The sequence below is a fragment of the Haloferax sulfurifontis ATCC BAA-897 genome (genome assembly GCF_000337835.1).
GTDB lineage: Archaea > Halobacteriota > Halobacteria > Halobacteriales > Haloferacaceae > Haloferax > Haloferax denitrificans.
The window spans coordinates 186,105-205,563 of record NZ_AOLM01000028.1; the positions used below are offsets into that span (position 1 = coordinate 186,105).

Annotated in this window: 16 protein-coding genes; 9 read left to right on the forward strand and 7 right to left on the reverse strand. The window is 61.3% G+C overall.

The window, feature by feature from the left end; translation table 11 throughout:
* Positions 1-25 precede the first annotated feature (25 nt).
* Genes C441_RS17910 through C441_RS17920 form a run of 3 tightly spaced genes read right to left on the reverse strand, consistent with a single transcriptional unit; the run spans position 26 to position 3,437 of the window.
* Positions 26-1,153, reverse strand: a complete 1,128-nt coding sequence (locus C441_RS17910; protein ID WP_007276366.1) for a branched-chain amino acid ABC transporter permease — start codon at positions 1,151-1,153, stop codon at positions 26-28.
* The gene (locus C441_RS17915) at positions 1,150-2,172 is read right to left on the reverse strand and encodes a branched-chain amino acid ABC transporter permease (protein ID WP_007276367.1); all 1,023 of its coding nucleotides are present in this window, start codon (positions 2,170-2,172) and stop codon (positions 1,150-1,152) included. Before C441_RS17915 ends, C441_RS17910 begins: the two co-directional genes overlap by 4 nt.
* 5 nt (positions 2,173-2,177) lie before the next feature.
* Positions 2,178-3,437: an ABC transporter substrate-binding protein gene (locus C441_RS17920; protein ID WP_083874954.1), complete on the reverse strand. Its 1,260-nt coding sequence runs from the start codon at positions 3,435-3,437 to the stop codon at positions 2,178-2,180.
* Between the two features lie 361 nt (positions 3,438-3,798).
* Here C441_RS17920 and C441_RS17925 point away from each other — a divergent pair, with 361 nt between their 5' ends.
* The 3 genes from C441_RS17925 to C441_RS17935 are packed head-to-tail and all read left to right on the forward strand — an operon-like array spanning position 3,799 to position 7,456.
* On the forward strand, positions 3,799-5,745 hold the full coding sequence (locus tag C441_RS17925; protein WP_049920685.1) for a 3-hydroxyacyl-CoA dehydrogenase/enoyl-CoA hydratase family protein: 1,947 nt from the start codon (positions 3,799-3,801) through the stop codon (positions 5,743-5,745).
* Between the two features lie 2 nt (positions 5,746-5,747).
* Positions 5,748-6,944, forward strand: a complete 1,197-nt coding sequence (locus C441_RS17930; RefSeq protein WP_007276370.1) for a thiolase family protein — start codon at positions 5,748-5,750, stop codon at positions 6,942-6,944.
* Positions 6,941-7,456, forward strand: a complete 516-nt coding sequence (locus C441_RS17935; RefSeq protein ID WP_007276371.1) for a Zn-ribbon domain-containing OB-fold protein — start codon at positions 6,941-6,943, stop codon at positions 7,454-7,456. Before C441_RS17930 ends, C441_RS17935 begins: the two co-directional genes overlap by 4 nt.
* Before the next feature lie 131 nt (positions 7,457-7,587).
* Here the strand turns inward: C441_RS17935 and C441_RS17940 are convergent, their stop codons facing one another.
* The 3 genes from C441_RS17940 to C441_RS17950 form a co-directional block, all read right to left on the reverse strand.
* Entirely contained in the window at positions 7,588-8,475 is an 888-nt protein-coding gene (locus tag C441_RS17940; RefSeq protein WP_007276372.1) for a haloalkane dehalogenase, read from the reverse strand.
* Between the two features lies 1 nt (position 8,476).
* Entirely contained in the window at positions 8,477-10,075 is a 1,599-nt protein-coding gene (locus C441_RS17945; protein ID WP_049920686.1) for a long-chain-fatty-acid--CoA ligase, read from the reverse strand.
* A gap of 233 nt (positions 10,076-10,308) precedes the next feature.
* Positions 10,309-10,794 (reverse strand): VOC family protein, encoded by a 486-nt coding sequence (locus C441_RS17950; protein WP_007276374.1) that lies wholly within the window; start codon positions 10,792-10,794, stop codon positions 10,309-10,311.
* Positions 10,795-10,912: 118 nt separating this feature from the next.
* On the opposite strand from C441_RS17950, the gene C441_RS17955 reads away from it, so the two are divergent.
* The 4 genes from C441_RS17955 to C441_RS17970 all read left to right on the forward strand — a co-directional run bounded on the left by C441_RS17955 (position 10,913) and on the right by C441_RS17970 (position 15,533).
* The gene (locus C441_RS17955; RefSeq protein ID WP_007276375.1) at positions 10,913-12,049 is read left to right on the forward strand and encodes an acyl-CoA dehydrogenase family protein; all 1,137 of its coding nucleotides are present in this window, start codon (positions 10,913-10,915) and stop codon (positions 12,047-12,049) included.
* 440 nt (positions 12,050-12,489) lie between these two features.
* Complete coding sequence (locus tag C441_RS17960; protein ID WP_007276376.1) at positions 12,490-13,359, forward strand: SDR family oxidoreductase; 870 nt, start codon at positions 12,490-12,492, stop codon at positions 13,357-13,359.
* A gap of 304 nt (positions 13,360-13,663) precedes the next feature.
* Positions 13,664-14,221 carry an iron-containing alcohol dehydrogenase gene (locus C441_RS17965; protein WP_083874955.1) on the forward strand — a complete coding sequence of 186 codons (558 nt, stop codon included), beginning with the start codon at positions 13,664-13,666 and terminating at the stop codon, positions 14,219-14,221.
* A 448-nt stretch (positions 14,222-14,669) separates the two neighbouring features.
* Positions 14,670-15,533 (forward strand): MBL fold metallo-hydrolase, encoded by an 864-nt coding sequence (locus tag C441_RS17970; RefSeq protein WP_007276378.1) that lies wholly within the window; start codon positions 14,670-14,672, stop codon positions 15,531-15,533.
* Between the two features lie 255 nt (positions 15,534-15,788).
* Here C441_RS17970 and C441_RS19285 read toward each other — a convergent pair whose 3' ends face one another.
* On the reverse strand, positions 15,789-16,190 hold the full coding sequence (locus C441_RS19285) for a VOC family protein (protein ID WP_007276379.1): 402 nt from the start codon (positions 16,188-16,190) through the stop codon (positions 15,789-15,791).
* A 153-nt stretch (positions 16,191-16,343) separates the two neighbouring features.
* Between C441_RS19285 and C441_RS17980 the strand changes: the two genes are divergently transcribed.
* Both C441_RS17980 and C441_RS17985 read left to right on the forward strand, forming a co-directional pair.
* Positions 16,344-17,732 carry a sugar ABC transporter substrate-binding protein gene (locus C441_RS17980; protein WP_239640855.1) on the forward strand — a complete coding sequence of 463 codons (1,389 nt, stop codon included), beginning with the start codon at positions 16,344-16,346 and terminating at the stop codon, positions 17,730-17,732.
* Between the two features lie 132 nt (positions 17,733-17,864).
* Positions 17,865-19,403 (forward strand): sugar ABC transporter ATP-binding protein, encoded by a 1,539-nt coding sequence (locus C441_RS17985; RefSeq protein WP_007276381.1) that lies wholly within the window; start codon positions 17,865-17,867, stop codon positions 19,401-19,403.
* The last annotated feature ends 56 nt before the right edge of the window (positions 19,404-19,459 follow it).

The following is a 19,459-nucleotide window of genomic DNA, read 5'->3' on the forward strand; positions in this document are numbered from 1 at the left end:
CTCCGGCGGTGTTTCGGAATGCGACTCAGTCATTGGAACCCCGCTGTCGGAGCGCGTCGATGCCGTTCTGTACGCCGTTCCGGACGTAGCCCCAGACGCCGTTGCGAGGCGAGAGGAGGATGACGACGACGAAGGCCAACCCGAAGAAAAACCGCCAGTAGCCGAGGACGCCGCTCACTTCGATAGCGCCGACGACCGGGAGGCCCAGCACCTCGAACGACTGGAGATACTCCTGCACGCCGAACCAGCTGAGCGCGCCGACCAGCGGCCCGAAGAAGAAGTTCGCGCCGCCGAAGATGGTCATCAAGAGCACCTCCGCGCTGGTCTCCGGGCTGAAGTTCTCGATTGCGGCCCCGTAGTTACTGAGCATGAGCAACGCGCCGGCCAGCGCCGAGAACGCGCCGGAGATGGTGAACGCCCAGACCTTGTACCGGTTCACCGAGATGCCCATCGCCCGGGCGAGTTCCTCGTTGTCTCGAATCGCTACGAGCGTCTGTCCGAAAGGCGAGCGGATGAGTTGCCAAAGCAGGACCATCGCGACGACGAACACCACGGCCACGAAGTAGTAGTAGTTGGGTTGGAGCCCGAACGCACCGAGCAGGTCTGCGAACCACTGAACGTCGATGACGCGCTGACCTCTGAAACTGCCGATCCATTCGGGCGTCGTGCCCGAACGGAGCCCGTCGGACCCGCCGGTCAGCCCGTACGGGTTGGAGTTCACGATGAAGTGAACGCCCATCGCGAACGCCAGCGTGAGCATCGCGAAGTAAATCTCCCCGTACTGGACGATTATCCGGCAGATTCCGTAGGCGATTGCACCCGAAGCCACGATGGCGACGACCGTCATCAGCGAAAACGGGAGTCCGAACTCGGAGAGGCCGATGGCGGTCACGTAGACTCCCGTTCCGAGGAAAATCGCGTGCCCGAACGAGAGGAGTCCGACGTAGCCGAACAGGAGGTTGAACGCCGCGGCGAACAGCATCCAGATGAGGACGGTCGTCGCGATGTGCGGCGTGCCGAGAACGAGTTCGGAGCCGAGAACCGGGCGAAGCAGGAACGCGACCAACACGATTCCGAGTGGAATCTTGAGGTCGCGGACCGTGTCCAAACCCACGTCGCTCGTCAGTCGCTTGAGCCGAGCCGTGTAGCTCATTCGAGTAACCCCTCCTCGCCGAACAGCCCGCGCGGTCGGACCAAGAGGACGACGAGCATCACGATGTACGGGACGACGCCGCCGATTCCGGCGACGTTGAGCGCGTCAACGCCGGTCACGCTTGCGAGCGCCCGAGCCGTGACCGGGAGGATAAACACGCTGACACCGACCAGGAGGCCGCTTACGACGCTCCCAAAGATGCTCCCGACGCCGCCGATGATGACGATGACGAACGCGAGGAGGACGAACTCGAATCCCAGCGAGAGGTCCATGCCCGTCTCGGCGCCCCGGAGGACGCCGGCCAGCCCGGCGATGGCGGAGCCGAGAAAGAAGACGATGGTGAACCGCATCGGGATGTTGATGCCGATGAACTCGGCCATCTCCCTGTCCTGAAGCCCGGCTCGAATCGTGAGCCCGAAGTCGGTTCGGTACATGAGGCTGTAGATGCTGACGATGATGAACGCCGCGACGACGACAGTCAGCAGTCGTATCGTCGCAATCTGCCCCACGCCGAGGGGAATCGCGCCCTGTAGCGCCGGCGGGATTTCGAACGTGAGCGGCGTTCCGCCCCACCGTGCCCTCGTCGCCTCCTCTATCATCAAGAAGACGCCGAACGTTGCCAGCAGGCCGATAACGGGGTTTTTCCCGTAGAGTCGTCGGAGGACGCTCACCTCCATCGCGACGCCGAGTACGCCGACGGCAATCGGAACGACGACGAGCGCGGCCCAGAACGACAGCCCCTGAGTGACGACGATTTCGTAGGCACCGTACGCGCCCAACATGAACAGTCCGCCGTGAGCGAAGTTCACGACGCCGAGGAGACCGAGGATGAGCGCCAGCCCGAGCGCGATAATCGCCAAGACCATGCCGTAGGCGACGCCCCCGATGAGGTTCTGGACGAACAGGTCGGGGAACACGGCGAAGGTGAGCAAGAACAGCAGGGCCGACGCGATAACGACACCGACGGCGGGCGTCGAGCGCGACCCGGCTCCGAGTCGCCTGAGTGTAGAGGTAGCCATCTCAGTTAGAGCTCACACTCGTCGCTCGGTTCGGGCGACGCGTCGTCTCCGCTCATCGTGTCCGCGACGTCGAACCAGACCTTGTTCGGGTCGTTCTGCTGTTCTTCGACCGGACGACCGGACGTCATGTGGGTCGGCTGGACCAACTGGTGGTCGCCCTCGCGCCAGTAGATGGTGTCAGCGGAGGGCTGGAGGTCGTAAATGGTCTGGTTTTCGACCTCGTGTCCGGAGAGTTCGTCTCGGATGGCCGCGCCTTCGAGAGAGTCCGCGCGAACCGCGGCGCGGACGAGTTGGTCCACGGAGACGTACCCCATGTAGTGACGGACGAACGGGTCGTGGTCCGAGATCTCGCCGACCTCTTGGAGCCAGTCTTCCGGGACGTCGAGCGACGGGCTCCAGCCCTGACTGTTCACGTCCAAGAGCGCCGCGGCCTCCGGGTCGATGCCCCAGAGCCCGACGTCTTCGGTCTGGTGCATCATAAACGAGTAGTCGTCCTGCATCTCGCGGCTGAGTATCTGACTGGTCGAGGCCCGCTGGTCTAACCCCGCGACGAGTAACGCGATGCCGCCGGCGTCGGAGTTCGCCGCGCTGTTGAGGTAAGGGTTGTACTCCTGTGTGGGGAACGGGACTGCCTGACTGCCGACGACGTTGGCCCCCTCGGCTTCGAGCGCCTCGGAGTAGGCCTCGAAGGCCGTCTGCCCCCAGGTGTAGTCCGAGTACAGGATGTACCAGTCGTCTTCGAGGTCGGCCATCGCCGGCGCGACCGGCCCCAACTGCATTGTATTCGACATGTACGTGCTGAACATATACGGCGCACACTGCGAGCCCGTGATATCGTCGGACCCGCCGTGCACGCAGACGGGGACCTGGTTCTCCGACCCCCACGCCCCGACGGCGATGCCGACCGCGGAACTGACGCCGCCGAACGCCATGTGTGCGCCGTCGTCGACGACCATCCCCTCGATTTGACTCACCGCCTCGTTCGGGTCGGCGGCGGAGTCGCCGGTGATGATCTCGATGGAGACGTCGAACTCCTCTTCCAGATGTCGGGCGGCGAGCATCCCCCCGTCTCGTTCCGCCTCCCCATACGGGGCAAACGCCCCGCTCAGCGCCGTCGGACACGCAATCGTAATCTCCTCGCCGATGCCGCCACCGCCGCCGCCGCCCGAACCGCCGGTGCCGGTACACCCTGCGAGCCCCGAAGACGCGACGGCCGCTCCTGCCCCGGCTACTTTGACGAACTCCCGTCTGCTAAATGATCTCATGGTCCAATCAGTACTTGAATCACGGAGTTATATCCTTTTCGATGGTTAGGAATATTCGGACGAGGTTAACAGTTGAAAGCCTCCTCGGCGTAGACTGTACAGTCGCTCTCGCGCGGACGCGGTGTCGCATCGGAGTCGGGAAGGTTGAGCACGTCGAGGACCGACCGTCGCACGACAGTCCGAGATACCGACGGTTTCGGTGGGAGGGCCCGCGGCGAGTGTCCCCGGTTTCGGTAGCTCGATTTCCAATGTGTGTTATACATCGCATATTCGCATCTATCGTACTATCGAATCAGAGTAGAGCTAACAGTATGTATTCTTCCCGCAACATTGAATAGGCGGGTTAAGTACAGTATAGATGATGCACGAGAACGACATAGAGCGAGTCGCAGTCCTCGGAGCCGGCAGTATGGGCCACGGCATCGCAGAGGTGGCCGCGATTGCCGGGTACGAGGTCTCACTCCGAGACATCGAACAGGAGTTCGTGGACAACGGACTCGAGAGCATCGAGTGGAGTCTCGAAAAGCTCGCCGAGAAGCGTCAGATAGACGAGTCGGCGGAGGACGTCTTCTCCCGCGTCAGCGGGTTCGTGGACCTCGAACGCGCGGTCGAGGACGCGGACCTCGTCGTAGAGGCGGTTCCGGAGAAGATGGAGCTGAAGCGGGACACGTTCTCGGAAGTCGACCGGTACGCGCCCGACCACGCGATTCTCGCGAGCAACACGTCGGGGCTCTCGATAACGGAGATGGCGAACTCCACCGACCGACCCGAACAGGTCGTCGGGACTCACTACTTCAACCCGCCGGTGAAGATGTCGCTCGTCGAGGTCGTCCACGGCGAACAGACGAGCGAGGAGACGGTCGAAGCGATGCACACCTACGTCGAGTCCATCGGGAAGACGCCGATAGACGTCAGGAAAGACGTCCACGGATTCGTCGTGAACAACGTGCTCGTCCCGTTCATGGGAGAGGCGGCGTGGATGCTCGACGAGGGCGCGTGTACGGTCGAACAGGCGGACGCGGCGATGGTCTTCCAGCGCGGCTATCCGATGGGTCCGTTCGAACTCAACGATTACAGCGGTATCGACATCGGGTACGACTTCATCGACAGTTCCGCGTTCGACGTGCCCCCGCCGATTGCGGAGATGGTCGAAGGTGAGACGCTCGGCCGGAAGACGGGGTCGGGCTTCTACGAGTACGACGACGGCGACGGACCGACGTACGGCCCCGACGACGCCGGCGAGTTCGACACCCTCCGCATCGAAGCGCGGATGATAAACGAAGCCGCCAAGTTAGTCGGGGGCGGCGTCGCCACGCCGGAGGACATCGACCTCGGCGTCCGCCTCGGTGGACGGTTCCCGCTCGGGACCTGCCGTGTCGGCGACAAAATCGGTCTCGACGCCGTGCTCGAAAAGCTCGAATCGCTTCACGAAGCGACCGGAGCGGAGCGGTATCGACCCGCCGAGCACCTCCGAGAGCTCGTCGAAAACGGCGACACCGGCGAGGTCGCCGGCAAGGGGTTCTACGACTACACGGGGGAGTGGCCGTATCAGTTCCTCAACGTCGACCTCGACGAACGGGCCGTGCTCTCCATCGAGTTCGACCGCACCGAGCGCCTGAACTCGTTCTCCGAAGAGATGTTCGCCGAGGTCGACCGCGCGCTGTCGACCGCGGACACCGACGAGGTCTCGTGCGTGGTGTTCACCGGGGCCGGCGACCGCGCGTTCTCGGCCGGCGCGGACATCACGGGCTTTCTCACCAACGCCCCGACCGAGATTATGGACGTCGAGCAGTCCATCGAGCGCATCTACAACTTCGACCGACCGACGGTCGCGGCAATCGACGGCTTCTGTCTCGGCGCCGGCCTCGAACTCATGCTGGCGTGCGACATTCGGATTGCGACCGAGAACTCGACGTTCGGGAGCCCGGAAATCGACCTCGGGTTGATTCCCGGCGGCGGCGGCACCCAGCGACTCACCCGGCTCGTCGGGGAGCCGCGCGCGAAGGAACTGGTCTTCCGCGGGAACCACATCCCGGCCGAGCAGGCCGCCGACTGGGGGATTGTCAACCGGGCCGTCTCGCCCGACGAGTTCGACGACACCGTCGACGCGTTCGTCGACGACATCGCGGCCGGGCCGAAGACGGCGCTCAAGGTCGCAAAGCAGGTCATAAACGAGGGACAGGACGCCAGCCTCGACGCCGGACTGAAGTTGGAGAGCCAAGGGTTCGGACTCCTCACCAGCACCGACGACGTCGTCGAGGGCGTCCAGGCGTTCCGAAACGACCGCCAGCCGAACTTCGAGGACTGACGATGCCGCAGAACGCGGCCATCGTCGGCGGTGGCACGACCGAGTGGGGCGCACGCGACGCGACGTGGAAAGACCTCGCGCAGGAGGCCGGCAAGGCGACTTTCGACGATGTCGACGGCATCGAACCGGACGACGTCGAGGGACTGTTCGTCGGCGCCGTCCAGCCCGAGCGATTCGCGTTCCAGAGCCACGTCGCCCCGCTCACCGCGGAACTGCTGGGCATCAACGCCAACAAGATGATTGCGCGGACGGAGCTGGCGTGCGCCAGCGGGCAGGCCGCGCTCCGATACGCGTGGCTGGCGATTGCCGCGGGGCAACTGGACGTCGCGCTCGTCCTCGGCGTCGAGAAGATGAACCTCGGAAAGGAGTACATGCCCGAGATGCAGTCGAACATGACGAACGTCCTCGACAGGGAGTTCGACGGCGTCAACGGGCTCAACGGGCCGTCCCACTTCGCGCAGTTCGCACAGCGGCACATGCACGAACACGGGACGACGCGCGAACAGCTCGCGATGGTGAGCGTCAAGAACAAAAACCACGCCGCCGAGACCGACTTCGCGCAGTACAGAAAGAGGGTCGATGTCGACGACGTGCTCGATTCGTATCCGATTGCGCCCCCGCTGAACCTGCTCGACTGCAGTGGGATTACCGACGGCGCGACCGGACTCCTGCTCGTCAGCGAGGAGAAGGCCGACGAACTCGGGGCCGAGACCGCCGCGTACATCACTGGAAGCGGCCAGTCCTGTATGGCGGGGAACTCCATCAACAACCTCCCGTCGATGACGACGTGGCCGCAGGCCCGCGAGGCCTCGCAGGAGGCCTACGAACAGGCCGGCATCGACGACCCGCTTCGGGACATCGACGTCGCGGAAGTCCACGACTGCTTTTCGATTAGCGAGATAATCGAGTACGAACAACTCGGCTTCTGCGAGCCCGGAGAGGGCGGGCAGTTCGTCGAAGACGGGCGGAGTCAACTGGACGGCGACGTCGCGGTCAACCCCCGCGGCGGACTACTCGGCTGTGGACACCCGCTCGGTGCGACCGGCGTCTCGCAGGCACTGGAAATCTACCGCCAGTTCGCCGGCGCGGTGCCGTCCGCCCGCGCCGTCGCGGGCGACCCGGAGACGGGGCTGATTCACAACCTCAGCGGGAGCGGCTCAGTGCACAGCGTCATGACGCTCGCGAGGGACCCACAATGAGCGACCACCAATCGAACGACGAGACCGTACTGCCAGACGGCGGCGACGTGCCGCGGGAGACCGTCTCGATTCCGACCGAAATCGAACTGCCGCGACTCCTCGATTTCTACGAGCTACAGGACCCCGAACACACGCAGATTCACGAGTTCTACGAGAACCTCCGCGACGGCCGGTTCACGACCACGGAGTGTCGGGAGTGCGGCGAGCTACACTTCCCGCCGCGTATCGTCTGTCCCGAATGTACGAGCGACGACCTCGAATACGTCGACCTCCCGCACGAAGGCGAGATGTACTCCTTTACCGAGGTGCGCGGAACGTCCGCAATCGGGATGAACGGGGACACGCCGTTCGTCGCCGGCGTCGTCGACCTCGGCCCGATTCGACTCTCGGCGCGGGTCGACGACGCGTCGTACGAGGACCTCGAAATCGGGAGCGCGGTCCGGCTCAAAATCGTCGAGGTAGACGGCCCGACCGACCAAGACCGGGTCTTCTATCGGTTCACGCCCGTCTAGCGGGCGGTCGGATCTCCCGGTCGTCGGTCGGGACGGTCGGGGCAGTCGGGGCGACGAAGGTCACGAGGCTTGTTTTAACGCCGAGTTCGACTCGAAGCGTCCCCGCCGGGTCGGTCTCCGTGCAGTCCAGTCTACGTTCGGTCGACGAACGCGACGACGGCGTCGGCGAGTTCCTCGGGGGCGTCTTCCTGAAGGTAGTGTCCGGCGTCGGAGAGCCAGACGTCGGGCTGGCGACCGGCCGTTGGAAGCAGGTCGCGGAGTTCGTCCCGCGCGTAGTGAGTAATCGGGTCGCCGTCCGAAAAGAGGACGAACGCCGGCTTCCGCCACTCGCTCAGGGCGTCGCGGGCGGCGGCGGTCAGCGCCGAGCCGTCACCGCCCCCGCGACGAGGGACGAGGTCCGGCCACGCGTAGGCACCCGCCTTCTCGGAATCGCTTCGATAGGGGGCGTCGTACGCGGCCGCCTCGGCGTCTGAGAGACCGCGTTTCGTGCCGTTCCGAACGAGTCGTCCGACGTCGAGTTCGTCGGTCGATTCGACGAACTCGTGAAAGCGGTGCCACTCCGGAGACATCGTCTGGTCACCCGACGGGAGGTCGGTGTTCATCGGAACGAGGCGGGCGAAGCGCTCGGGGTGGTTCGCCGCGGCGGTCAGCCCGATGGCGCCGCCCCAGTCCTGACAGAGGAGGGTGACGTCGGTGAGGTCGAGCGCTTCGAGAAACGACACGAGCGCGTCGTAGTGGAGCCGAAAATCGTACTCGTCGCGTTCGGTGTACTTGTCCGACCGGCCGAAGCCGATGGCGTCCGGAACGATGACTCGCCCGCGGTCCGCGAGGCGGTCGACCAGCCCGCGGTACAGATATCCCCACGTCGGCTCGCCGTGGAGGCAGAGAAACGTCTCCGCCCCGTCGCCGGCGACGTCGACGTAGGCCATCTCGGGGTCGCCGACCGAGACGCGCCGGACCGGGTAGTCGTACCCCGGAAGGCCGTCGAACCGCGCGTCCGGCGTCGAGACGAGCGGCACGTCAGTTCACGCCTCGTTCCTCCTCCTGCCAGTGTTCCTGTCGAAGCTCGAACTTCTGAATCTTGCCCGTCGACGTCTCCGGAAGGTTGTCTCTGAACTCCACGACGGTCGGGCACTTGTAGTGCGCCAGTCGCTCGCGACAGAACTCGATGAGGCCCTCTTCGGTCAGGTCCGACCCCTCGCGCGTGACGACGAGCGCCTTCGGCGTCTCGCCCCACTTCTCGTGCGGAACCGCGATGACCGCGGCGCGAGACACGTCCGGGTGGTCGTAGATGGTGTCCTGCACTTCGATGCTGGAGATGTTCTCGCCGCCGGAGATGATGATGTCTTTCTTCCGGTCGACGATCGTAATCATGCGGTTTTCGTCCATCGTCGCGATGTCGCCGGTGTGGAACCAGCCCTCGACGCGGTCGTTGAACGCCTCGTCGGTGGCGTCGGGCTTGTTCCAGTACCGGTCCAGCACCTGATTGCCGCGAACGACGACCTCACCTTTCGTCCGGTCGTCGAGCGGGACGTCTTGGCCGTCCGTGTCGACGACCCGAATATCGGTGTTGAGCGTGGCGAAGCCGGGCTTGTTGATGATGCTGTATTTGTCGCCCTTCGCAATCTTGCGTTTCGAGTTGCTGGTCGTGATGATGGGGCCCGTCTCCGTGGCACCGTAGGCGTGGATGATACGCCAGCCGAGTTCGTCCTCCGTTCGTCGAATCGTCTTTTTCGGCGGGGGGCTCGCCGCGGTCTCCACGCGGACGGGGAGGTCACCGCGCGTGGGCACGTCGGCGTCTTCGTAGTACTCCAACAGCATGTTGAGCACGGTCGGTGCCCCACCGAGGAACGAGACGTCGTATTCTTCGATTCGGTCGAAGACTTTGGCGGGGTCGAAGTCGCGGAGGATGACGTGCTTCCCGCCGATGCCGGTCAGCCCGTAGATGTGACCCCAGCCGTTGATGTGGAACATCGGCGAGGTCCACAGCATCGTGTCGTTGTCTTCGAGTTCCGTGTGGTGGGCGTGGATGAGCGCGTGATAGTGCTGTATTCGGTGCGTGTGAACGACGCCTTTCGGGTCACCGGTCGTGCCGCTCGTGTAGAGAATCGTCGCGTCGTCGTCCTCGCGGAGGTCCGGGGTCGGGGGCTGTTCGGGCGATGCCTCGTCGAGAACCGTCTCGTAGTCGTGCCACTCGCCTTCGACGCTGTCGGCGTCGTACGCCACCCACTGCTCGACGCTGGTGTCGCCGGCCTCTTTCAGGTGTTGGAGTTTCTCGGCGTAGTCGTAATCGGCGATGAGGACGGTCGGTTCGCAGTCATTGACGAGGTAGTCGTACTCCTCGGGCTGGAGTCGGAAGTTCAACGGGACGTACAGCGCCCCCAACTGCATCGACGCGTAGAGCGTCTCGATGAAGTAGTGGGAGTTCGGCGACAGGAGGGCGACGCGGTCGCCTTTCTCGACGCCCCACTCCCGAAGCGCGTTCGAGAGGCGGTTGATGCGCTCACCGAGTTCGGCGTACGTGAACTCTGTCCCGTCGTCGGCGACCACACCGACCTCGTCCCCGTATAGTTTGACAGCCCGTTCCAAGAAGTCCGTAGTGAGTAGTGGTTTTTGCATATGTCTGGTGCGCACCGATTGCGAGTTCGTACGCGGTCGACGCGGCGTCGAGAGGGCCGTGGCCCGCGGACGTCCGAATTCGTGTGTGCTATCTCTTGTTACGCCTACAGATAGTAATTCTACACAATTTAAATTAATCTTCCGGTTGTTGTTACCAGTGTGTCCCATTCGGTGAGCGAAACCGCTCGCCGGCGCGGTGGTCTCGCCGACTGGGTCCGCGAAGTGAGCGTCGGTCAGTCTTCGTCGGAAGCGCTGAGTCGGGAGCCGGCAACGAACAGCTCTTCCGGGGGGTGCGGACGGTTACGCTCGTAGGCGTCGTGGTACTCCATGAGTTGGAACAGAGTTCCCGTCGGGTTCCGAGGCGAGACGAACGCCTCGGACCACTCGTCGCGGCGCTCGTAATCGACGACTGAGAACCCGTTCGCCTCCATCGCTTCGACGACGGCCCCGATGTCCGCGACTTCCAAGGTCACGTGGTGGAGGCCCGGACCGTTGGCGTCGAGATAGTTCGTGAGAAACGAGTCCGCTCCGGTCGGTTCGATCAGTTCGAGACGGGAGCCGTCCCCGAGTCGGTAGTACGCCCACCGGAACTGGTCGTCGACCGTGTCGTCGAGCAGTTTCTGACAGCCGAGCGCGACGAGAACCGGTTCCACGTCTCGGACCGATTCGACGGCGATGCCCACGTGTTCGACGTGTATCGGCGTGTTATGGTGCTTCACACGACACTCAGTCGCACGCGGCGGGTAAAATCTCTCCGGTCAGTCCAGCGGCAAAAAGTATTAACGTTGTCAGAGAATTGTCGAAGAATACTTACCACTGTATTCTAAAATTGAGATAATGGCTTACGAATTGACCGAGTCGAACGACGAGATTCGAGAACGCGTGCGCGCGTTCGGCGAAGAAGCGATTGCGCCCGTCGCACGGGAGTACGACCGAACCGCCGAGTATCCGGACGACATCATCGCCGAGGCGGCCAAATCGGGACTCGTCGGGGCGAACGTCCCCTCGGAGTACGGCGGGCTCGGCCTCGACCCGCTGGAGATGGCGATTTACACAGAGGAGCTCTGGCGGGCGGACCCCGGTATCGGACTGGCGATTCAGGCGCGAAGCTTCGGCTCGACGCTCCTGTTGGACCAAGCCGACGAACAGCTGTGCGAAACGTGGCTCCCGCGGATAACCGCCGGCGAAGTCGGAACGTGCATGGCGCTTACCGAACCGGACTACGGCTCCGACATGGCGGGCATTCAAACCCGCGCCGAGCGCGACGGCGACGAGTGGACGCTCACCGGGAAGAAAAAGTGGATTACCGGCGCGTCCGTCGCCGACGTCGCGATCATCATCGCTCGGACGACCCAAGACGCCGAGCATCGGGGGTTGACCGCGTTCCTCGTGCCGACGGACCGTGACGGGTTCGAGGCGACACCCATCACCGGCAAGTTGGGGATTCGCGCGGCGGACGTCGCGGGAATCGAGCTCGACGACGTCCGGATTCCGAAGGAGAACGTCGTCGGAGAGGTCGACCGGGGCTTCTATCACCTGCTCGAGTTCTTCGAGACCGAGCGGGTCAACGTGGCCGCACAGGCGGTCGGAGTCGCGCAGGCGGCCCTCGATGCGGCGACCGACTACGCGAACTCGCGCACGCAGGGTGAAAAACCGATTAAGGAGTATCAAGCCATCCAACACAAGATTGCGGAGATGGGCTCTGCGGTCGAGGCCGCTCGGTCGCTGACCTATCGCGCCGCCTCCGCGGGCGACCGCGGGGACGACGACGCGATGAAGCTCGCGAGTATGGCGAAGCAGTTCGCCAGCGAACGGGCCGTCGAGGTCGCTGACGAAGCCGTTCAGGTACACGGCGGACCGGGATACGTCGAGGACAACTTAGTCGAGAAGTACTACCGTGACGCCCGCATCACGAAGATATACGAGGGCACGAACGAGATACAGAAGAACATCATCGCCCGCGAACTCCTCTGACGGAGCGCCGCCGTACTCACGGCCGCCCCGCATTCCACCGTCCCGCCGTCACGCCGTCGGCGAGGACTGTGGGAATTGGTGTGTGCCGACCGATAGCATCGCATAGACTGTTCTCGGTGCCCGCTTCCTGCCCTACTGAGCCGGAACACCGCGAATCGAGTGAGTATACACAAACGTATACAGTCGCAATAACAGACAGATTCTGACACACACCATTACAACGCTATGCACGTAACGGACATAGACAGTAACGAACATACACGAAGGTTCATATTGAATAATTATATAATGTATACATCAATGTATATTCGTTTGGGTCGAGACGCGAGATACCCAGTCGCGTTCGCGGTCGCACCCAACGCCCGAGAGGCAACGACGGGTCGAAAGCGGGGCGAGACACCCGTATATCTTATAAGGGTCGATAGTACAGAACAGTACGAATGACGAACCTTCTCGACGGAAACGTGTACGTCGTCGCCGGCGGTGGCGGCGACCTCGGTCGAGCCACTGCTGAGGAGTTGGCCGCGAACGGTGCGACAGTCGTCGTCACCGACCTCGGAACGTCGCTCGCGGGCGAGGGCACCGCGGAAGACCCAGCCGCGACGACCGCCGAAGCAATCGAAGCCGACGGCGGCGAGGCGATGGCGCACGTCGGCGACATAACCAGCCTGGAGTACACGGAGACCCTCATCGAGGACACCCTCGAAGCGTACGGGCGAATCGACGGGGCGGTCAACTACGCCGGCATCCTCCGCGACTCGTATCTCACGAACATGACGGGTGAGGAGTGGGACGCCGTGATTCACGTTCATCTGCGCGGCCACTTCTCGCTCCTCCGGAACCTCGCTCGCCACTGGCGCGACCGCGACGAGGAGACCGAAGGCGGGCTCGCGTCGGAGCGGTCCTTCGTGAGCGTCACGAGTCCGTCGGCGCTCGGAAACGTCGGACAGGCGAACTACGGAGCGGCGAAGGCGGGCATCCTCGGACTCACGCGGACGGCGGCACGGGAACTCGCCGCGTCGAACGTCAGAGTGAACGCCCTGTTGCCCATCGCGTACACGCGGATGACCGAGGGTCTCCTCGACGACGAGTCGAAGTCGGCGGAGAAAATCGCGCCGGTCGTCGCCGCGCTGATGAGCGACGACGCGGCCGGTATCACCGGCCGGACGATACGCGCCGTCGGCGACTCCGTCAGCGTCCTCTCGGAGCCCGAGATCGAGCGAACCGCGATAAACGAAAACGGCTGGACGGTCGACCGCCTCACGTCGGTATTCCACGACGAACTGGGGCTCGGTGACGGCTCGGGGTAGCCGTCGGTCGAGACGCCACCGTTCGGACTGGGGAGGAATCGAGCACTTCGCCGGAGTCTCGCCTTCGAACGGGGGGATTCGACTCGCAATTAGCCTAGCCTCCGATGCCCGGGAGCCACCCGTGTCGAAGATTCTATATAGCGACATAAGGTTTGCCTGTTTGATTCTCCGTTTTCGTCAGATACCGCTTAAACTCATTGTCCATGCACGACAACGAGCTAATCAAAAATTCAGGGAATGTTTCATATCTGCGCTAACTACGAACAACCCAGTCCTTAGAATCAGCCTTCACGAAGCCGCTTAGTTGGGACGTGTCCCACAATTCCTAACAGCGTCGAAAGACACGCTAACTGGATCGAATCTCCGGCAGGCAGTTCACCAAGGCGCGGCCAACGACCAAGCACGCTACAATATGTGTTTCGCCGCGGCGACGCTCGCGGGTCAGGCGTTCGTAAATTCAGGCCTCGGCGCGGTTCACGCGTTGACCTATCCACTCGTCGTCGAACACGGTATCGGCCGCGGGTTAGCAAATGCGGTACTCCTCCCTCACGTTATGGAGTATGACGTTCCGTCTGAACCCGACCGGTTCGCCGAAATTGCGACCCTCCTCGGCCAGCGCGAGGGACCCCCCGGCGACACGACGCTAGACCTCGCGTACGAGAGCGTGGATGCGGTGAAACAGCTCAACGAAGACACCGGGACGTTGACGTTGTTGTCCGGATTCCGAAGCGAACCGATACTGTGGTATCTCCACATGGCCAGAACTCTATACATGTTTGTTCACTATCGTTGCACAAAAATCGATTCGGCTCAATTAGAATTACACAATTATGCTTGTAATTCTATGTTCGATACAATCTGAACTATCGCAAACTCGTTCACTCGTGTCGCACACTGAGTTTTTTGGAGCGTTTCTGCCTTCGCCAGATTGCAGTTCAGAAAATCCGTCACTCTGTCCTTCGAGACCGTTGTTCTACGAGGTGGTGACTTGTCTCCAATCTGCATCCACCCTCACGACCTTCCGACTCATTCGGTGATGACACTAACTTAGGGATTGTCATTCTTTAGAAACTCCGAAACGATTTGCAGAGAATGAGCCGCTCCGTCGACGCCCGTTCTGGTGCGATAATCTCTGGGATAGTCTTACAGAAACGAAACTCTACTCAGGGTCGGTCACTACCACGGCGCGCCTTCGTGCTCACCGAAACGCGTTCCTATTGGTATCCGGATACAAACATATCAATCCTTATACACTCCCGAAAGATTCAAACTCGTACGGGGTATCTCATCCGAACGAGTCGATTCTAGCTATGACAGAAGACACGATACATTCGACGTGGGGCGACTGGCTCGTCAGCGAAATCGAACAGACTTCCCCAGATGGCGTCTCGATATGGTACCTCGGTTGCAACGGCTTCGTCGTTCGTTCTGCGACGACTACACTCTACATCGACCCTTATTTCGCTGATGCCAGCCCACCGGGGCTCGTTCGGATGATTCCGGTACCCATGAACCCTATCGACGCAACGGAGTGTGACGGTGTCCTCACTACACATGAACACATCGACCATATGCACCCACCATCTTACGGCCCGTTGCTCGACGATGGCGGGATGCTCTACGCGCCAAGTGCTTGCTACGAGTCAGCCGACTACCATGGCGACCTGCGTGTCAACGAAGACCAGCGGGAGGTTATTGCCGCGGGTGACTCATTCACAGTTGGTGATTTTAAAGTGCACGTCCGTGGTGCTAACGACAGTGACGCCATCGAACCCGTATCATACGTCATCGAGCACGACACGGGAACATTCTTCCACGGCGGTGATAGCAAACCAGCTGCTGAATTCGAGGCTATCGGCGACGAGTTCGATATCGACCTCGGCGTTCTCGCGATTGGTACGGTTGGGCGGGTCTACCACGAGGCTGAAAACGAAACCCGTTCCACGAAGTGGTACATGACGACGAGCGAGTCTGTCGAGGCGGCGAACGCGCTCCAACTTGACCGCTTCCTGCCTTCTCACTACGATATGTGGAAAGGCGTGCTCGACGACCCGAAGTCCCTACACGAAGACGCGGCATCTTTCGAGTACCCCCGCAGTCTCGAAATTGTGCGTATCGGTGACCGTGTCGATCTGGATTCAACCGGTGTCGTTCCACCATCGTCCCATCGTTGAAATTACAACTGGCAACTCGCTTCTGGTCGGCCGAGTTCGGCGAAAGGCACGGATTCGGCGGTTAATAACTCGAACTCCGTCCAACTGTGCAGGGTACTAACGATGTTAACATCGGTCGAGAGCAAGACGACCCCCACACCCGACGGGACTCAAACCTGCGTGCACGCGTGAAGAATACGAGAGTTGAGTACGGCGTCTAGACTGTCGTCCACTATAGACGTCATGGAGAGGACGTGGCATCAATTATTGCCAAGCTCAGCCCGTGGGCGACTCGACGAGTTCGATTCGTGTATTATCGGGACCACTGCAGAAGGCGTACCGTGTTTCATCGAGTTCGAATGGCTCCATGAGAATCTCGTCGTCATTCCAGTCCTCGAGTGCGGTATCTATGTTGTCGACCTCGACTCCGTAGTGAGCAATACCGGGTTCGAGAGGTTCGACAAGTCCTGCGGCCTCGTAGGGTGTGGGGTGAACGACGAAAACTGTCTTGTCGGCGAGTTCGAGAGCAGCGTACTGAACATCACGTTCCCAGTCACCCTTTTTGATTCGACCCTGGTCCATGACGTTGACCCCTAAGAGGTCTTCTAGGGAAGCAACTGTGTTAGCGACATCAACCGTACGGAGACCGATGTGCGAGAACGTTTCTGGAACTACCATACGTTGTAGTGGACGACGAGGGACGAAAACGTTACTCAAATGCAACGGTGTGCGAATAGCCCCACTTCATCAGATGTCTCACACTCACTATCGTGTAATATAATCAACAACCATAAGGCTTTTGTGAGGTGGATACAAACCGAATTCTTGCATATGGCAAACCATAGCAGAGTCGAGGGAACCAACCAACAACGTCGCCGATACCTGAAGGCTGTCGGTGGGGTGGTTGGCGCGACAACGATAACTTCTCTCGCTGGGTGTACTGGCGGCTCTGACAACGGGGCAGGTAACGGTGGAACCGATACACCAACAGAATCAACGGCAGAAAGTGGGGACGACAACGGCTACAGTGAGACGATAGACAAGGCGTTCATGTCCCCTGACAGTCTCAAGATAGACCTCTGGAAGGCATTCCTCAACGGGATGAAGGAGGCGGCCGAGGACTTCGGCCTTTCTGCGAGCGCACAGGACCATGGTGGTCAACTGAGCAAGCAGATATCACAGATTGAAGGAGCGATTACCAGCGGCGCGGATATGATAGCCGCCACCGCACCGAGTGACTCGGGTGTTCGATCGCTCGCGGAGACTGCTGTGGACAACGGCGTCCCATTCTTTGAGTATTGGTCGATGGGCAAATGGCTGGTGCCATCTTCTGTGGGTCCGGAATTCGTCCAGTACCAGATTCCGGAGACGTTCCACGCCGGAGCGATTCCCGCCAAAATCCTTTTCGAGGAGATGGGTGGCTCGGGGAACGTCGTCGTCATCCTCGGCCCGAAGGGACACATCGGGTCCTATCGCTACGAGGGGTTCAAGCAGGCCGCAGAAGAATATCCCGATATCAACGTCCTCGCCCACCAGTACTCCGGTGGGTGGACCCGCAAGAAAGGACGCGAAGTGATGTCAGCGTTCGTCTCGAACTACGGCGACGACATCGACGGCGTCTACTGCAACAACGGCACACTCGGTCTCGGTGCGGCGTCGATTCTCTCCGAGAACGACATGGCGATTCCGTTCACCGGGTTCGATGGCGCGCTCTCGAACATCGAGTACATCCGCAATAACGGGCCGGACTCCGGTGAACCATACCAGGTCCAAGAGCAAGCAGCACCCCCGTTCTGGCAGGGCGGTTGGGCTGTCGCCAAGGCGTGGGACTGGCTCCACGGCTGGCGGCCCAAGGTTCCGGAGCGTATGCTGTGGGTGCGGACATTGACAGTTCTCAACCCGGAACTGGACCAGTCGAAGTTCAGTGACCTCGACACCCGCTTTGCCACGCCGGAGAAGTACATGTCCGTCGCTTACAGCGACGGGCACTCCCCGTACGACTGGAAGGCGATGTCCGTCCACGAAAGTGGGGACGACTGGGACCCCCAGCACCGCATTGTCCCCATTCGGAAGTCCGAGTGGGAGCAACTCAAGTGGACGGAGGACAACAAGCCTAGCAACCTGCAGATTCCGGATGCCTACGACGACGAGGCCCTCTTCAACCAAGTTGACGAGGACTACAAGCAACGAAATCAGAATGGGAAAAATCCGTACCTATAACCCTACTGTCACCAGTGACATCGAACAAAGAATGAACACCGCACAATCAACGTCCAAAGCCGGGGCGCTCAGAGTCATTCGATGAGTTCAAACGTCGATTCAGTCGAGCACGCCGCGCAAAATTCGGACTCGATGGTCCGTTTCCGAGTCGAAAACATCCGGAAAGAGTTCACCAACGTCGTCGCACTGGACAACGTCAACCTCGAGTTACGGACCGGTGAAGTAGTAGGACTCGTGGGTGAGAACGGCGCGGGTAAAAGCACCCTGCTGAACATCCTCAGTGGAATCTACCAGCAAGACCAGGGCCACATCTACGTCGACGGGGACAGAGTGTCAATCACGAACCCTCGGATGGCATCCCATCAGGGCGTCGCTATCGTCCACCAGGAACACAACGTCATCCCGAACCTATCAGGCTACGAGAACCTGTTCCTGGAGCAATTCCCGGACTACTCGACCGCTGGCGTCCTCGATTCTGACACCCTCAAACGCGAGGGTGCAGAGATTTTGAACTCACTCGGTATCGATCTGGACCTCGAGAAACGTGTCGCGAACTACTCGTTCAGCGACCGGCAGATGCTGAGCATCGCGAAGGCGTTCACCGAGACGGTCCACACCGACCACCCGATAATACTGCTTGACGAGCCGACTGCGGGCCTCGAGGAGGACGGCCGTGACCTGTTGTTCGACCGTATCGAGGACCTCCGAGACCAGGCCTCGTTCGTGTTCGTATCTCACGAACTCGACGAAGTCCTCGAGATCAGCGACCGCATCTACGTCCTTCGAGACGGCAAAATCGTCAACCATTTCGAGCAGGAAAACGCCACTGAGGACAAGCTCCAACAGAGCATGGTCGGCCGCGAGGTTTCGGAAGAGTACTACCAGGCCTCCGACCAGCGCGACGTCGAGAACAGCGAAGTAGCCCTCACAGTGTCGAATCTCGGCAACGAGGGACACTTCGAGGACGTCTCTTTCGACGTCCGCGAGGGCGAGATATTCGGGATCTGTGGCGTGATGGGAAGCGGGAAGAGCGCCCTCGGCCGCGTGCTCAGCGGGGTAGACGCCGCGGACACGGGCGAACTCGCCATCGACGGTACCACCGTCGAGACGGGTTCCGTCCACCGGATGGTCAACCAGGGTATCGGCTACGTCCCTAAAGAACGCCAGTCTGAGGGAACGTTGCTCTACCAGCCGTTGCGAGTCAACGTTTCGTTGCCGAGTATCGGTACTGACCTCGTCGCCGATCACGTGCCTGGGTTGGGAACTGTCCCTTGGCTCATCGACTTTGAGAAGGAAGATGAGATGGCAGAGGACATCGTTGAGCGGCTCAACGTCAAGACGCCCAGCATTGAGTCACCGCTCATCAATCTCAGCGGCGGCAACCAGCAGAAAGTTGTCCTCGGAAAGAACCTCCAACGCGAGGTTTCGGTCCTCGTGATGGACAACGTGACACGCGGTATCGACGTCGGCGCCAAAGAGGAGGTGTACCGCATACTCCGCCAACTCGCCGACGACGGTGTCTCGATGGTCTTCATCGCGGACGAACTCCCCGAACTCATCGGGATGAGCAACCGCATTGGCGTGATGCACGAGGGCGAGTTGGTCGACGTCGTCGACTCACCACCCGGAGATAAACCGATGGAGTCGGAACTAATCAGAAAAATGATCTAAAATGACAGAAGAAACCTCAGGCAATCCAGTTGCCGATTGGCTCGGAGAGTATCGAA

Bases quoted from the DNA above. Each gene is read 5' to 3' on its own strand.
- C441_RS17910 (WP_007276366.1), bottom strand. From the start codon at position 1,153: ATGAGCTACACGGCTCGGCTCAAGCGACTGACGAGCGACGTGGGTTTG.
- C441_RS17915 (WP_007276367.1), bottom strand. From the start codon at position 2,172: ATGGCTACCTCTACACTCAGGCGACTCGGAGCCGGGTCGCGCTCGACG.
- C441_RS17920 (WP_083874954.1), bottom strand. From the start codon at position 3,437: ATGAGATCATTTAGCAGACGGGAGTTCGTCAAAGTAGCCGGGGCAGGA.
- C441_RS17925 (WP_049920685.1), top strand. From the start codon at position 3,799: ATGCACGAGAACGACATAGAGCGAGTCGCAGTCCTCGGAGCCGGCAGT.
- C441_RS17930 (WP_007276370.1), top strand. From the start codon at position 5,748: ATGCCGCAGAACGCGGCCATCGTCGGCGGTGGCACGACCGAGTGGGGC.
- C441_RS17935 (WP_007276371.1), top strand. From the start codon at position 6,941: ATGAGCGACCACCAATCGAACGACGAGACCGTACTGCCAGACGGCGGC.
- C441_RS17945 (WP_049920686.1), bottom strand. From the start codon at position 10,075: ATGCAAAAACCACTACTCACTACGGACTTCTTGGAACGGGCTGTCAAA.
- C441_RS17955 (WP_007276375.1), top strand. From the start codon at position 10,913: ATGGCTTACGAATTGACCGAGTCGAACGACGAGATTCGAGAACGCGTG.
- C441_RS17960 (WP_007276376.1), top strand. From the start codon at position 12,490: ATGACGAACCTTCTCGACGGAAACGTGTACGTCGTCGCCGGCGGTGGC.
- C441_RS17970 (WP_007276378.1), top strand. From the start codon at position 14,670: ATGACAGAAGACACGATACATTCGACGTGGGGCGACTGGCTCGTCAGC.
- C441_RS19285 (WP_007276379.1), bottom strand. From the start codon at position 16,190: ATGGTAGTTCCAGAAACGTTCTCGCACATCGGTCTCCGTACGGTTGAT.
- C441_RS17980 (WP_239640855.1), top strand. From the start codon at position 16,344: ATGGCAAACCATAGCAGAGTCGAGGGAACCAACCAACAACGTCGCCGA.
- C441_RS17985 (WP_007276381.1), top strand. From the start codon at position 17,865: ATGGTCCGTTTCCGAGTCGAAAACATCCGGAAAGAGTTCACCAACGTC.